The 14,770-nt window shown below is 35.5% G+C and carries 15 protein-coding genes; 10 read left to right on the forward strand and 5 right to left on the reverse strand.

All coding sequences use genetic code 11. The features are described from left to right. Positions 1-578: 578 nt before the first annotated feature. The 5 genes from I5677_RS07080 (at position 579) to I5677_RS07100 (ending at position 3,398) form a co-directional block, all read left to right on the forward strand. Entirely contained in the window at positions 579-1,412 is an 834-nt protein-coding gene (locus I5677_RS07080) for a DUF2785 domain-containing protein (RefSeq protein ID WP_197660868.1), read from the forward strand. A 106-nt stretch (positions 1,413-1,518) separates the two neighbouring features. After that, on the forward strand, positions 1,519-1,968 hold the full coding sequence (locus I5677_RS07085; RefSeq protein WP_197660869.1) for an NUDIX hydrolase: 450 nt from the start codon (positions 1,519-1,521) through the stop codon (positions 1,966-1,968). 36 nt (positions 1,969-2,004) lie between these two features. After that, complete coding sequence (locus I5677_RS07090) at positions 2,005-2,250, forward strand: DUF3781 domain-containing protein (protein ID WP_197660870.1); 246 nt, start codon at positions 2,005-2,007, stop codon at positions 2,248-2,250. An 80-nt stretch (positions 2,251-2,330) separates the two neighbouring features. Then, positions 2,331-2,762 (forward strand): NUDIX hydrolase, encoded by a 432-nt coding sequence (locus I5677_RS07095; RefSeq protein ID WP_197660871.1) that lies wholly within the window; start codon positions 2,331-2,333, stop codon positions 2,760-2,762. A gap of 198 nt (positions 2,763-2,960) precedes the next feature. Beyond that, positions 2,961-3,398 carry a hypothetical protein gene (locus tag I5677_RS07100; RefSeq protein WP_197660872.1) on the forward strand — a complete coding sequence of 146 codons (438 nt, stop codon included), beginning with the start codon at positions 2,961-2,963 and terminating at the stop codon, positions 3,396-3,398. 270 nt (positions 3,399-3,668) lie between these two features. Here I5677_RS07100 and I5677_RS07105 read toward each other — a convergent pair whose 3' ends face one another. Together I5677_RS07105 and I5677_RS07110 are read right to left on the reverse strand one after the other, a co-directional pair. Then, positions 3,669-4,214 (reverse strand): glutathione peroxidase, encoded by a 546-nt coding sequence (locus I5677_RS07105; protein ID WP_197660873.1) that lies wholly within the window; start codon positions 4,212-4,214, stop codon positions 3,669-3,671. 284 nt (positions 4,215-4,498) lie between these two features. Continuing rightward, positions 4,499-5,779 (reverse strand): HlyC/CorC family transporter, encoded by a 1,281-nt coding sequence (locus I5677_RS07110; protein WP_197660874.1) that lies wholly within the window; start codon positions 5,777-5,779, stop codon positions 4,499-4,501. A gap of 413 nt (positions 5,780-6,192) precedes the next feature. On the opposite strand from I5677_RS07110, the gene I5677_RS07115 reads away from it, so the two are divergent. From I5677_RS07115 to I5677_RS07125, 3 genes are all read left to right on the forward strand, one after another. Next, positions 6,193-6,792 (forward strand): zinc dependent phospholipase C family protein, encoded by a 600-nt coding sequence (locus I5677_RS07115; RefSeq protein WP_197660875.1) that lies wholly within the window; start codon positions 6,193-6,195, stop codon positions 6,790-6,792. Between the two features lie 258 nt (positions 6,793-7,050). Beyond that, a complete protein-coding gene (locus I5677_RS07120; protein ID WP_197660876.1) occupies positions 7,051-8,046 on the forward strand; it encodes a competence protein CoiA family protein in 996 nt (331 codons plus the stop codon). Positions 8,047-8,285: 239 nt separating this feature from the next. Then, a complete protein-coding gene (locus I5677_RS07125) occupies positions 8,286-8,762 on the forward strand; it encodes a YbaK/EbsC family protein (RefSeq protein WP_197660877.1) in 477 nt (158 codons plus the stop codon). Positions 8,763-8,784: 22 nt separating this feature from the next. Here I5677_RS07125 and I5677_RS07130 read toward each other — a convergent pair whose 3' ends face one another. Beyond that, positions 8,785-9,444 (reverse strand): HD domain-containing protein, encoded by a 660-nt coding sequence (locus I5677_RS07130; RefSeq protein WP_197660878.1) that lies wholly within the window; start codon positions 9,442-9,444, stop codon positions 8,785-8,787. Between the two features lie 491 nt (positions 9,445-9,935). On the opposite strand from I5677_RS07130, the gene I5677_RS07135 reads away from it, so the two are divergent. Both I5677_RS07135 and I5677_RS07140 read left to right on the forward strand, forming a co-directional pair. Next, complete coding sequence (locus tag I5677_RS07135) at positions 9,936-10,838, forward strand: ATP-binding cassette domain-containing protein (RefSeq protein WP_197660879.1); 903 nt, start codon at positions 9,936-9,938, stop codon at positions 10,836-10,838. Between the two features lie 35 nt (positions 10,839-10,873). Continuing rightward, the gene (locus tag I5677_RS07140; protein ID WP_197660880.1) at positions 10,874-11,644 is read left to right on the forward strand and encodes an ABC transporter permease; all 771 of its coding nucleotides are present in this window, start codon (positions 10,874-10,876) and stop codon (positions 11,642-11,644) included. Between the two features lie 174 nt (positions 11,645-11,818). Here I5677_RS07140 and I5677_RS07145 read toward each other — a convergent pair whose 3' ends face one another. Together I5677_RS07145 and glmS are read right to left on the reverse strand one after the other, a co-directional pair. After that, positions 11,819-12,334 carry a flavin reductase gene (locus I5677_RS07145; protein ID WP_197660881.1) on the reverse strand — a complete coding sequence of 172 codons (516 nt, stop codon included), beginning with the start codon at positions 12,332-12,334 and terminating at the stop codon, positions 11,819-11,821. Positions 12,335-12,731: 397 nt separating this feature from the next. Beyond that, a complete protein-coding gene (gene glmS / locus I5677_RS07150) occupies positions 12,732-14,552 on the reverse strand; it encodes a glutamine--fructose-6-phosphate transaminase (isomerizing) (protein ID WP_197660882.1) in 1,821 nt (606 codons plus the stop codon). Positions 14,553-14,770: the final 218 nt, after the last annotated feature.

Below are 14,770 nucleotides of genomic sequence, written 5' to 3' on the forward strand. Positions count from 1 at the left end.
TCTTTAGTAGATTTGTAACTATATTTATAGGTAATAATATAAGCACCCATTCATTATGAACCGACCCTGTCAAGTAGGCAGATTAATAATTAAAAACGTATAAGTTGATGCGACCACATTGTTGGTCGCATTTCTTATGCACTTATTTTCTGTGCTTCCAATTTTGCCTTATAAGCTGTATTCGTTTGTTTTCTGGAATGGGATACTGGATGTTCACTTTGCAATGCAGCATTTCTTACTTCGGAACGCTCCTAATATCTATAATTATTAATTATGCTTCTTGAATATCTCCTTATATCATTTTTGTTTGTTGTATCATAATTTGCATTCAGGACAAAGATTTTAAATAAATTTACAAATTTATTCTATTTATTTAATCGATATGCTATAATTTGGTATAATCTTATTAAAAAGTCAGTTTAAATGTGTTCCCTAGTCATGCAATAATTTTTATCTAATCCGATTACATATTCGTATGCATTCATTCCATTTAGCTAATTTATAATTCACAATGAACATTTATAATAGCAGAGTCGATGTGAACAAAGATATTCCATTATAATACGAGGTGATTTATATTGAATAATATAACGAATTTAAAACTAACATTGCAACAAATAAAAGATAATAATTATAAAGTGCCTACAGATATAGACATTACGGAATTAATAACTGAAATGTTAAATCATATAGGAGATCCGGATCCATTATTAAGGGATGATTTAATCTATTCTATTTTGGCACATTGGATGATAAATAATGATATCGCAGGAGATATCTTGAAAGGTGTTTTAGATGTTGTAATAGATGAAAACCATTTATTTTATAGAATTGGTGAAAAGAATACTGACTCAGTATTTACCCGTTCTTTTTCGGTATTACTGATTGCACCTATATTGTATTGTCACAGAAAACAAGCATTATTTAACGAAGATGAAATCAAGAGAATATATGATAGGATTACAAGGTACTTTCTGGAAGAAGCTGACCTAAGAGGGTATACAGATGATAGGGGTTGGGCTCATTCTGTGGCGCATACTGCAGACACATTAGATGAACTGGCCATGTGTAGTGAAATAGGTAATAAGGAATTGTTGTACATACTTGAAATCATACAAGCTAAAATATCTGTAGGAGATTATGTGTATATCAATGAGGAAGATGAAAGATTGGTAACAGCAGTAATAAGTGTCTTAGATAGAAATCTACTTTCATCAGATGATGTTAGTAGATGGATTAAAGGCTTTGATGATATAAAATATACTGGTTCCTATATGGATGATTATAAAAGAAAGCTTAATATAAAGAATTTTCTTAGGAGTATGTATTTTAGGATTTTGAATAAAAAGGATATGAAAGATATACTAGAAGAACTGGAAGATACCTTAAATAAAATGAGTAGATATCATTAACTATCACATGGAATCCATAAGGATAAGAAGATTTATTTGATGTTAGGAATATTCGATGAGGGCTACCATTAAGTATGAAAGTGTCTATAAATGGGAGAGGTAAACGATGAATAAAGGTAGAGCACAGTGTCTTGTTACAAGGGGTAATAAGATTCTAATGGTAAAGCATAAGCAATATGGATTAGAGTATTATTGTTTACCCGGGGGTGGTATTGAGGATGGAGAAACACCCGAAGATACTGCCTTTAGAGAACTTCAAGAAGAATGTCTTGTAAGGGGTACCAATCTAAGATTAATAAGTACTGTGATACATGACAACCATTATAATTATACTTTTCATGCTAATATAGGGGCTCAAGAACCAATGCTAGGGGAAGATCCGGAATGCATGGATAATCCAATTCTTGTAGGGGTAGATTGGAGAACTTTAGATAAACTTTGCGAGCGTGATCGAGCTTATCTGTGGGCTGCAGGTTTGTTTTATATTGAGGAATTTGCGAAAGAATTAGATAGCTGGGGTGATGATATAAGTTATCCTTCCAAGCGACTTCAGTAAAGCAAGCTATTAAATGAAGGAGTAGGAGTATTATATATGAATTTGGATTTATTAAGTAATCTAGATAAAATTCATACAACGAAATTAGGAGTTGAGCGAATCAAGAAGAATTTAAACTTGGATATCGATGACGTTGTTTCATGGTGCATACACAAAGTAGAGATTACAGATAACATATTCAGAAGAGGAAAGAATTGGTATGTACATGGGAATGATTTTGTATTAACGATCAATGCTCATAGCTTTACTATTATTACAGCTCACAAGGTAAATATAAAGTAAGATGTAAGGGCGTTGCTATGAGTGACCTGAATTTGGGGTCGTAATAGATTTAAATAATAAAATATACATGTGGAGGATTTATGCAAGGATATAACTGCATTTTGGTATTTAGCCCTGATGATAAGAAGTTACTGTTTTGTAAGAGGACGAAGGATCCTTACAAGGGATTATATAATCTGGTGGGTGGAAAGATTGAAAAGGATGAAGATGGATATGAAGCGGCTTATCGAGAACTTAGAGAAGAGACGGGGATTGATTCGAAAAAGATAGAACTTCATCATATGATGGATTTCATATATTATAATCAAAATTGCTATGTTGAGGTATATGCTGGAAGATTGAGTGAAGAAACCTCATTATATGAAGAAGATCATCCTCTTGAGTGGTTATCTGTAGAGGAAAATTATTTTGATTGCAATCGATTTGCCGGTGAAGGTAATATCGGACATATGGTTGAACAGGTAAGGATGTATGGTGTTGGGCAGAAACAATCAGATGTTAACACAATGTAAATTACAGTTGGTGGAAGCAGATTGTTTTTTATAGGGATAATAAAATGTGTTTGAATCATAATTCCATTAAAGCGAAGAAAAAGACATTCAAAGCGCTTTTAAGCGCTTTGAAATTATAAGTATCTGGGCTTGTTTTTAGGATTTTTATAGATTACTATAATATTATTAACACAAATGTATCTATTGGAGGGTTAATATATGAGGGTTGGCTATAAGAAGAGGAAAGGCGTAACCATCGCTAGTTTACTTATTAGCGGATTGATCATTGCCGGAATGATATTCTTTGTAAATCATCTTAAAAATAATGCGGATGTTGAGAATGAGATCATATTAAGCGAGACTTCCTTTGAGATAAAAGGACTGTATGGGGAGAGCTATAATTATGCCGATATTGAAGAGATTGAAATGAAGGATACGCTCCCTGAGATAGAAAAAAAGCATCTGGGAATTGCCCTGGGAGGAGTAAAAAAAGGTGATTTTGATATGGAGGAACTGGGGTTAACCAGGATGCATGTTCTCCATAACGAAGGTCCTTATCTATATATTAAATTTGAGAATAGATATCTCATCCTGAATCATCTGGATAAGCAAAAGACCGATCAATTATATTCTGATTTAATGCAAAGAGTGAAATAAAATAAAAAGTGAAATAATATAAGAAATAATAAAAAAGTGAATTAATATAAAAAGTGCTACTAGGATAAAATATTAACATCCGAGTAGCACTTTTTCAGGAAAAGTATAATATACATTTTTACTTACTAGCTAAGTTACTATGATGGGAGTGGATCTATATAACTTTTATACATTGTAATCATCGACTTATCTATTATTTGTCTAAGGGTATATGTGAGCAATAGTGTAAACCAACAACACATTTGGAAGCTTATAATAAAGATGTTTTTATTATAGTAACTCTTTGATTTTTTCTTCTACCACATACATGTCTTCCGTAGGCTCAAACCGTTCTACCAGATTACCGTTTCGATCAATCAAGAATTTTGTAAAATTCCATTTGATATCCGGTTTGCTTTTATAATCTGAATCAGCTTCAGACAACATCTTATCAAGTACGGAAGTGAGAGGGTGTTCTTCATGAAAGCCGGAAAAACCTTTCGCATTCACAAGATATTTATAAAGAGGATGCGCATTTTCTCCGTTAACCTCAATTTTTGAAAAAATAGGGAAAGTTACCCCATAATTCGAATCACAGAAGCTATAGATTTCATCAATACTTCCGGGAGCCTGGTTACCGAACTGATTACAGGGAAAATCAAGTATTACAAAGCCGTCATTGGCATACTTTTCATATAAATCCTGTAGATCATCGTACTGTGGGGTAAAACCACACTGCGTTGCTGAATTGACAATTAACACAACATTACCTTCATACTCGGATAAGGATACTTCATTTCCGCTACGGTCTTTCGCTTTAAAATCATAAATATTCATTCAAAAATCCTCCTTGTCTATGTTAGCATTATATTTCTTTCATTTCGTTATAAAAATTGAATATTTAACTTATATTAATGAATATTATTAGTATTTATACAATTATATTGTATACAATTTAAAATGCTTTGTCAACAGGTATTTTGGTATTTCATTAAAAAACACCCTGCTTATAAAGCAGAGTGTTCGTATCTTATCATGTATTTAGTTTTCATATAAAAACAAACGATAAAAGCAGTCTGGTAGCTGGAATAAGAGACAAGTTTAAGCACACAGTATGCTTTTTAATCCTCATCCTCATCCTCCTCATCCTCTTTTTTTAAGAGAATATGGACCTTATCAATCCGGTTCTTATCCACGGCTGCAACAGTAAACACTACATTATTATCCGTAACCGTCTCACCCTCCTCGGGAAGATGGTCTAAGAGATATATAATATGTCCGGCGATCGAATCATAATCATCAGACTCCAGATTTAAGCCAAGACCTTCATTGATATCATCTAACTTTGTGTTTCCATCCACGATATACTCATACTCATTCACCACACGGATACTGTCTTCCTCATCATCGTCATATTCATCACGAATTTCTCCGACGATTTCTTCTAATAAATCTTCAATGGTAATAAGTCCCGCAGTAGCGCCGTACTCATCCAACACGATAGCAAGTGATATAGAATTTCGTCTCATCTCAATTAGGAGCTCCGAGGTTTTCTTGAATTCATAGGTAAAGTAGGGGTCCCTAAGAATGTCAACAATATTAAAATCTTCCTTTTCCCCGCTATAAAAGAAAACATCTTTTAGATTAACGATACCGATGACATTATCCCTGGTATCGGAATATACGGGCATTCGGGTATATTTATCTTCTGCAAAAGCCTGTACCAGTTCGTCATAGGTTAAATCAACACTGGCGAATGCCATATCAATTCTGGGTACCATGACATCTTTTGCTAGGGCATCTCCGAAATCAACCACGTTAGTTATCATTCTGCGTTCTTCGCTTTCTATAACACCCTCTTCATGACTGTAATCAAGTATAGTTCTTAATTCATTTTCTGTAATAGCAGAGGTCTTAGCTTTGGGATCAATGCGAAGTAACTTCATAATTCCGATGCAGATGTTATTTATGATAAAAATAAATGGTGTCAGTAATACAGTCAGAAAATAAATAAAACCGGCAATTTTTAAAGATATTTTTTCTGCATAAATTGTAGACATTGATTTTGGTGTAATTTCACCAAAGATAAGGATAAACAAGGTAAGAAGACCGGTTACCAAGCTAATCCATTTGCTACCGAATGCATCGTAAGCCATCTGCGTGGCTAAGGAGGATGCATATAAATTAACGATATTATTACCGATTAAGATAGCACTCAGCATCTTTCCCGGCTCTTCAATCATTTTAAGTATTGTCCTTGCACCTTTTACATCGTCATCCGCAAGACTACGAATACGCAGCTTATTCACCGTGGTAAGCGCTGTTTCGGAACCTGAGAAAAATGCGGATGATATTAATAAGAAAGCCAATATAATCGGTCGCGCGACATCACTGGAATCCAATAAATCATCTCCTAATGGTAAAAAATTAATTGTTAAAAAGCTATATTGCTTAATTTAACATATTACAGGAAGTATGTGCGAATGTCAAGTTTTAGGCATAATTTTCTATATAATTACATAGGTAGCATATTCTTTTACTTAACTGGAGATCTTTGTTATTAGAATGGAACTAATATTATTTAGACATTACATAATTACAAAAATATGCTAGATTCATCACCGATATTTCCTGTTGTTTCTCTGAGAAATTTAGTGTATTATCAGCGATAGGGTAATGGTAAGTAGTCTTAAGTTATTAACATTGTTAGAACATGAAGATATTACATCCCTTATTGGTATATAAAACATCAAGTTTACTCTAGTGGATTAGCGTGTGCCCTATGGATATTTGTACATACGGGCTGGAGGTATTAATGAGAAAGAAGTCACATATTTCACTTGCTAAGTTTCTTGTAAATGACATGAAGGTAAGAGATTTACATGAACATAAAAAAGCATTTTACATCGGAAGTATACTTCCGGATTTAAAACCATCTTTTTTTACAAAAAAGCATACTATTGATGAAACCTTTGACATTTTGATTGAGGAAATCAAGAAAATCACAATAGATTATGATGTTAATAAAGGTATTAACAGATATTTTGCAAGACATCTGGGAGTAATAACCCATTATCTGGCGGATTATTGTACCTTTCCTCATAACAGTATATTTCAGGGTACTATGACGGATCATGTCTATTACGAAAAGGATTTGAAGTATTCCCTTAAGGAATATGTGAAAAGTCCGAGTGCAGGGAGAAGCCGTACAACCGGAACGGTCTTCGTTACGGTCGATGAAATCATTCAAATGATTACAAAAATACATACGGAATATCTAAAAGCCAAAAAGGCAGTCAAAGAAGATATACGCTATATAGTGGAATTATGCCATAAGGTGGTAGATGCCGTTCTGCAATTTTTTGAAACAGCTCATAATAGTCATACCAATAAGATGCAGATTGCCGTTGGTTAAAATCAAAGAGATTACCTAGAAGCAAAAAGGAAAGAGATCTAATTGGAGTAAAATATATAATAGTAAGCTTATAACCCGTAAGGAAACCCGTTTTCTTACGGGTTTCTTATAATCTAACAAGCAACAAGATATGTTAAAACAGGATTTAACATGTGTAATTGTTTATAATTCTATTGTACTTATCTTAAGCAAAATGGTATAATCTATGAAAATGTAATTCGCCTGATAATCTTCAAGAAGGTAAGGGGGTGTCCGGTAGTGGAAAACTGTATCTATCAAGGGAAAATTATATGCACTTATGATCTTAAGGATGAGAGTGGATTTTATTATGAGGATCTGGTTCTTGATTGGAAACAGGCAGCGGCTGACCGACAATTAAAATGCCAGGAATGCCAAGCCCCAGTCTATCTGGCAGCCGGACCTATAAAGGAACCTTATTTCGCTCACTATGACCGGATGGAATGTGACTATAGTAGCGGCAATGAAACAGAGGAATTAAAGAAAGGAAAGCGACTTTTATACTCTGTGTTAAAGCGTAGTTTTCCGGAAGCAGATGTATTCGCCAGATACCGAATGTCTAACGGAATGTATAGTACCCTTTTTGTTAAATTGGTCGGTTATGAAGGGCTGGCATTTGATTATCGGTTATTAAATGACAGTCTGTCAAAATTCCAACTTCGTGATGCTTGTTATAAAGAGATGAATATAAAGCCGGTCTATGTTCTGGGGATAAAGCAGGATAAGGGCTTAAAACAGATTGATTGGTACCAGAATCTTCTGCAGACGTCGATGGGATATCTTGTTTTTCTTGACTCTCATAAGGAGAAGCTTACACTTAAGAAGAGTTATAGTTATAGGCTTGGACAGATGCGAAGGTTTATTAATTGTACCAGAACTTATTCGATAATAGAATTAACACTCAATTCAAATTACAGCTGGAATTGTGATTTTGAAGCTGAGTGTCATAAGGCTGAATTCTTAATACAAAAGGAAAAGGAAAAATATCAGAAGGAGAAGGACAATCTTCAAAGAGAGAAAGAGCGCTATCTACGGGAACAGAAAAAGCAGGAGAGGGATATGGAACAATATCACCGGGACATGACAGCGAAAAACCGTGAGAAGGTAAAAGGATATCAGGATTTAAATCCAATTCTTTTAGAGAAATGCAAGGCAATGATAAGAGAGGGAAATGCACATCTGGTATCTAAAAAATACTATGATGCAATCATGTATGAGTTAGAAGAGAAAGGTTAGACGGGTTATTGTGATATTATAGAGGTCTCTCCCATAAGTAAAATATAGTTTTATGAGAAAGCTACTTAGTATGAAAAGATTGAAACATAAGATGAAATAGAAGAAGCTACAGAAGAAACATTAAGCAAAAATACATAAAAAAGTAATCTAAAAAAGTAACATAAAAAGTAATATGGAAATGTACATAATAAAATACAGATAATAACGATAATAAAATACCATGAGAGGATGTCGGGATAATGGCAATTGATAAGGTAAGAGACTATTTGCGAAGATGGAATAGGGACCAGGATATTATGGAATTTGATACCTCCAGCGCAACGGTTGAGAAAGCTTCAGAGGTTTTAGGCGTGGAGCCTGCTAAAATAGCGAAGACCCTATCCTTTAAAAACGGAGAAGAAGCTTTGCTGATTGTAGCAGCAGGGGATACCAAGATTGATAACGGAAAATTCAAGGAAACATTTAAATCTAAGGCAAAAATGCTGACGCCGGAGGAAACATTGTCTTATACCGGACATGCCATAGGGGGTGTCTGCCCCTTTGGATTAAAGCAAGAGCTTCCCATATACTTAGATATCTCTTTAAAAAGATTTGATGCGGTCTACCCGGCATGCGGTAGCAGCAATTCTGCGATAAAGCTGACCTGTGAGGAGCTGGAGGAGTATTCAAATAGCACGAGATGGATAGATGTCTGCAAAGGTTGGCAGGAAGCATAATCCTGCCAACGAAGTATAGAATTTATAATACCTTTTGGTTATTAATAATTAATTCAAATCTCATATCAAGTCGATTCGCAGCTTTTTTACAAAGCAACATTCTGCCCATGAATATCTCAAAATAATCCATAACCGGGCTGATAGAGGTGTCTATGGTGAGGATTAATCGAAAGGCTTTTTTATCACTGCTGATATCAACCTCTGATTTTTCAACGGCATAGTTTACTCTGTCATGAATATCGAAAGTGGCAAGATCACGGTTACGAACACGGCTACGCCTTACATCGGTTTTATCAGCAAGAATCAGAGCTGCGGCAATTGGATTAACCGGCACTGCAGTACCTTCATCATGATTTCCGATAGCGGAGATAATCGTGGATATCTCTTCCGGGGAGACACCTAATTGATCCAGTAGACGAAAAGCCATAACCGCCCCACTTTGCGCATGATCGTCACGGTTAACAACGTTGCCGATATCATGCATATATCCGGCTATTTTAGCCAGTTCAATTTCTCTATCAGAATAATTTAGTGTTTGTAGAATATATCCGGCTATCTCAGCTACCTTTGATACATGAGCCAGGCTATGATCCGTATAACCAAGAGCAGCCAATGCTTCATCTGCTTTCTTGATGTATGTTTTGATTGCTTCATTTTGTTTAATATCCTTAAATGTTATCATGTCTGGGTTACCTACTCTTTCTTTTATGATTATATTACTACTTTCTTTTACTTGTAAAAACCACATGTTATATACGGTTATTCATAAGCTGATTACGATTACTATACTGCATAACTGCATAAAGTTAATTTATGATTTAACATTTATAGTTGGAATGGAAGCTCGTAGATGAAATGTATAAGATTTTTTTAGACCTAACATTTTCACCTAAAGCAATGGATACCATCTTTTGTTTGACTTGTTGATCATTTTACTCAACTGTTTCTTTATGAATGAATTGACTTATAGTATCCTTAATATGAGATCTAGTATTAACAACATCTAGTTTACAATATGTCATAATAGTTTACAAGAAAATTCCAATTTATCTTTGATAAAACAACTCTTTAAAATATTTAACACATTTCTAATGCAATTTTAAGACATTACTGGTAAAATATGTTTGATGGTTTTTTAAACAGGTTGTAACTAAAAAACAGGAGGAACAGGGTATGGAATATGTACTACAGACCAAAGGTTTAACGAAAAGATTTGGGAATAAGGCAGCGGTTAATAATGTCAATCTTAATGTAAAAAAAGGTGACATCTATGGTTTTATCGGTAAGAATGGTGCAGGAAAGACAACTCTGATACGTCTGGTATCCGGTCTGGCAAGACCAAATGAAGGTAGTATTAAGTTGTTTGAAAGTGAAAATCTTGATAATGAAAGAAGAAAGACCGGAACTATGATTGAGAATCCGGCAGTTTTCCCCGGACTTACTGCGAAACAAAACCTTCATTATTATTGCCGATTGTTAGGACTTGATCCCAGTACTACCATTGATGAGATGCTTCGCTTGGTAGGGCTTGAGGATACGGGAAGAAAAAAGGCGAAAAACTTCTCTCTTGGCATGAAGCAGCGTTTGGCAATAGCCATAGCCCTACTGGATGACCCGGAATTCTTAATGCTTGATGAGCCGATTAACGGACTTGATCCGACCGGGATTAAAGAAATCAGAGAATTGGTATTAAAGCTTAACAAGGAGAAAAGTATTACGATACTAATTTCCAGTCATATTCTTGGAGAGCTTTCTAAGATTGCTACCCGTTATGGTATTATCAATAATGGTGTTATGGTAGATGAGTTCACCAAGGAAGAGTTGCTTCATCGATGCGTCGGTGAATTAGAGGTAAAAGTAGATCTGGTTAATAAAGCTATTGAGATTTTATCAAAGCTTTCGCAGGTACCCAACTATAGGGTGATTGATGATAATACAATCCGATTTGTGAATGAACCGGATAAGGCAGGAATGATTAACACAGAGTTGGCGAAGAATGGGATTACAATCATGTCTTCTTCTGTGGTTGGGCAGGATTTGGAGGATTACTTCATGCAATTAATGGAGAATAAATAAATAGATGTAAAGATTAATTTAGACGGAGGATTATTATGTTAAGATTATTACGTTCTGATTTTTATCGGTTATTTCGAAGCAAATCGTTATATATCTGTGCTCTTGTAGCAGGCCTTCTTATGATAGGAAGTGCATATATGGTGAAGTGGGGAAGTAGGGTTAGTGAAGAAATTGTATTTTCATATAAAGATGGTCTTTCCTATGGATTGATGGCGTTTAACGGAGGAGATGTGCATCTGTTTATGGCTATCTTTATATCGATCTTCGTCACTGCGGAATTTACGTATGGTACCATGAAAAATACGGTATCCAAGGGTTTTTCTAAGATTATGATATATTTGTCTAAATTCATTACTGCTTGTGTGGCCTCATATTTTTTAATTCTTGTTATGTTTGTTGCCGGTTTGGTATCTGGAACATTAATCACCGGTGAAGTAGGCAGTTTTACCGGAAGCTTTGCTCTTCATGCCTTAAGAATGGTCGGTATTGAGCTTTTGTTACATGCTGCCTTATCATCCATACTAGTAATGGTGGCTATGATTATTCGTAACGGCGGAGGTACCATGGCAGTTAATATTATCGCAATTGTTACTGTCGGTCCGGTAATCTATCAGCTGTTGGAGCTTTTCTTTGACCATAGAATTGAGTTTACGAAGTATAGTCTTAGAAACAATGTCATGTTATATAATGCAATTATGGCTCCGCCAATGGAGGACATACTTCGTTCCATCCTGGTCGGCATCTGTTTCTTGGTAGTTACTTTAGCAATTGGGATTTTAGCATTTAAGAATTCAGATGTGAAATAGGATATCATGCTGAAAAAAGACCTCTTTTATGAAGAATATTCAACGTAGTCTTTTCTAAGACTTACATTTATATGGGCTTCATATCAGAGGTCTTTATTAAAAATGGCATAACTTAAATAATTTATGCATGTATTTTTTATTCCTGTATTTATAGTAGGGTAGTATAAAATGTTTTTATATCTGTTTTCTTTTGAATACCTGTGTGATTTCCGCAATATAAAGGGTATGATTATCCCCGTTGGCATACCAGGTATTTTTTAACTTTTCATCTAACAGCCCGTCGGTAATCAGAGGCTGTTTAAATAATTTCTTACAGATCATAACCAGATTAGCCTCATCAAAAAACGGAGTTTCATGAGCATCTACCACGGTTAATCCTGACTTTGCTATTTTATCTTCATTTCTACCTGAGACGGTACCCAGATAATTTAAGACTTTTTTATATTGCTTATCAAAAAAGCTTAGGGAGAAGGTCTCCTCCCGGTCTACAAATTCTTTCGTATAACGTTGTGGTCGAATTACAATAAAGGCTACATTTTTACCATACATCACGCCAAGGCCGCCCCAGGAAGCAGTCATGGTATTTACTTTTTCCTCATTCCCGGCAGTTACAAGCATCCATTCCTTCCCTATCAGTTGAAATGGATTTTTTCTTAATGCTTCCGGAGATATCTCTTTAAAATCATTCATTTTCATCATCCTTCCTAGATTGCTATTATTTGTATTATACGTTATATCTTTTAAGGTTGCAACAAAGCAATTATTTTCAATAATCTTTCCATTTTTAATCCATAAAAATCATAATAGATTCAGTTTTTAAAATCCAATTCTATGATTTTTAGGTTAACTTTTGCTCTAGGTGGACTTAATTATTACTAGGTAAACTTTATTCGTAGTGTACACCTGTCTTAACGGTGATATAAGAGCGTTTATCTATTTTTTTCAGTTACTCATAGATTTTACCGATAAAAAAATTGTGAACAGATGTAGCCTTAAAACTACATTCTATTCACAATTTTTATTATTTATATATCTTAAGAGTGTTTTAGAATTTAGGAAATTACAAAATTTATATTATTGAATGGTATTATTCAACCGTAACAGATTTAGCCAGGTTACGGGGCTGATCAACATTATGACCGCGATGAACGGAGGTATAGTATGCAAGCATCTGTAGTATGATAGCCGCTGTAAACGGTGCAAAGCTATCCGAAGTCTTAGGTAATTTGATATTATAATCATAGATGGTATCATCTGCATCAGCAATACCATTCGTTATCATAATTACCATAGCTCCTCTGGCACGAACCTCACGAATATTGGAGATCATTTTAGCGGATACATTCTCCTGAGTTACCAAAGCTACAACAGGAACACCTTCTGTGATTAGTGAAAGAGTACCATGTTTTAATTCACCGGCAGCATAAGCTTCGGAATGGATATAGCTAATCTCCTTAAGTTTGATGGAGCCTTCACAGGAGAGGGCATAATCAAGTCCTCTTCCGATAAAAAACAGATCTTCTGTATTCACAAGACTTTTACATATATCATTCATGGTATCTGCATAAGTTAAAGTCTCTTCAATTGCAGGGATGACAGCCTGCAGTTCTTTGATATATTGTGCACCTTGCTCTACAGTGATAGTACCTCTATATAAGGCAACTTGGAAAGCTATCATATAAAGACAGGCTAACTGTGCTGTATAAGCCTTGGTACTGGCAACTGCAATTTCAGGACCGGCATGGGTATATAATACATAATCGCTTTCTCTTGCTATAGAGGAGCCTTTTACATTTACCACGGATAGGGTAGTGGCATGCTTTTCCTTCGCAAGGCGAAGAGCTGCTAACGTATCCGCAGTCTCACCGGATTGTGAGATTGTGATAACCAGAGTGTTCTTATCCATAATCGGATTTTGATAACGAAATTCCGAGGCGATTTCAACCGTTACCGGGATACGAAGAAGCTGTTCTATCATAATTCGACCAACTAAACCGGCATGCATCGCAGTACCGCAGGCAGTTATGATAATACGGTTGACTCCATCAAAGATAGAACCGGGTATATTATCTGCTGTAAAATCTGGCACGCCTTTTCGAATTCGGGGCAGGATGGTTGCCCGAATGGATTCCGGCTGCTCGTGGATTTCTTTTAGCATAAAATGAGGATATCCGCCTTTTTGTGCGGCTGTAACATCCCAGTTTACATGAAGCATATCCGGTGTAACAACTTCTTCATTAAAGTTAGTTACCACGATGCCGTTCTTAGTTAATTTAGCAATATGTTCTTCGGGTAGTACAAAATAGTCTTTTGAATACTTTATTAAAGCTACCATATCGGAAGCTATCACGGAACCTTCCGGTGAATGACAGGCAACCAATGGACTGCCGTTTCTTATGCAGTAAATCACATCAGGATCATCTGCAAATAAGATGCAGAAGGCATAGGCTCCCTCTAAACGTACCACTGCCTTTTTAATTGCTTCATAAGCATCGCCCTGATAGAGGCTGTCAAGCAACATGGAGACGATTTCTGTATCTGTCTGGGAGACCGGATATCTTCCGGTAGCAGCCAATTCAGTCTCCAGTTCGTGATAATTCTCTATAATTCCATTATGAATTAGCGTTACTTTACCATAGGTATGGGGATGGGAATTGGTATTTGTTACACCGCCATGGGTTGCCCAACGGGTGTGACCGATGCCGCAGGTACCTTCTGAAACAGAAGCCTGATCTACCATATTCTTTAAATCCATTACCTTACCGGTTGTTTTGATGGTCTTAATACCATCCTTATCAAAAAATGCTATGCCTGCACTGTCATAACCACGATATTCTAGGGCTTGTAAGCCCTCTAAAAGTACATTTTTTACAGCAAGCTCCCCTGTAAAACCAATAATTCCACACATAATGTCCACTCCTTTTTAATTTTCAATGTTCGAATAAAGTGAATTCACAGCACTATAAAGCTTCGAAGGCATAACAATAATAAAGAAAGTCAGACATTTTTTAAAAACTGAACATTCCTACCTGCAATCCTAATCCGAAGTCAGGATAGTACCTAATTCAACTGGTCTTGGTTATATCGTTGTTGTTCTGCAGTTACCTGCCCTTTTAACGACATATC

This window comes from Mobilitalea sibirica (assembly GCF_015999265.1).
GTDB lineage: Bacteria > Bacillota > Clostridia > Lachnospirales > Lachnospiraceae > Mobilitalea > Mobilitalea sibirica.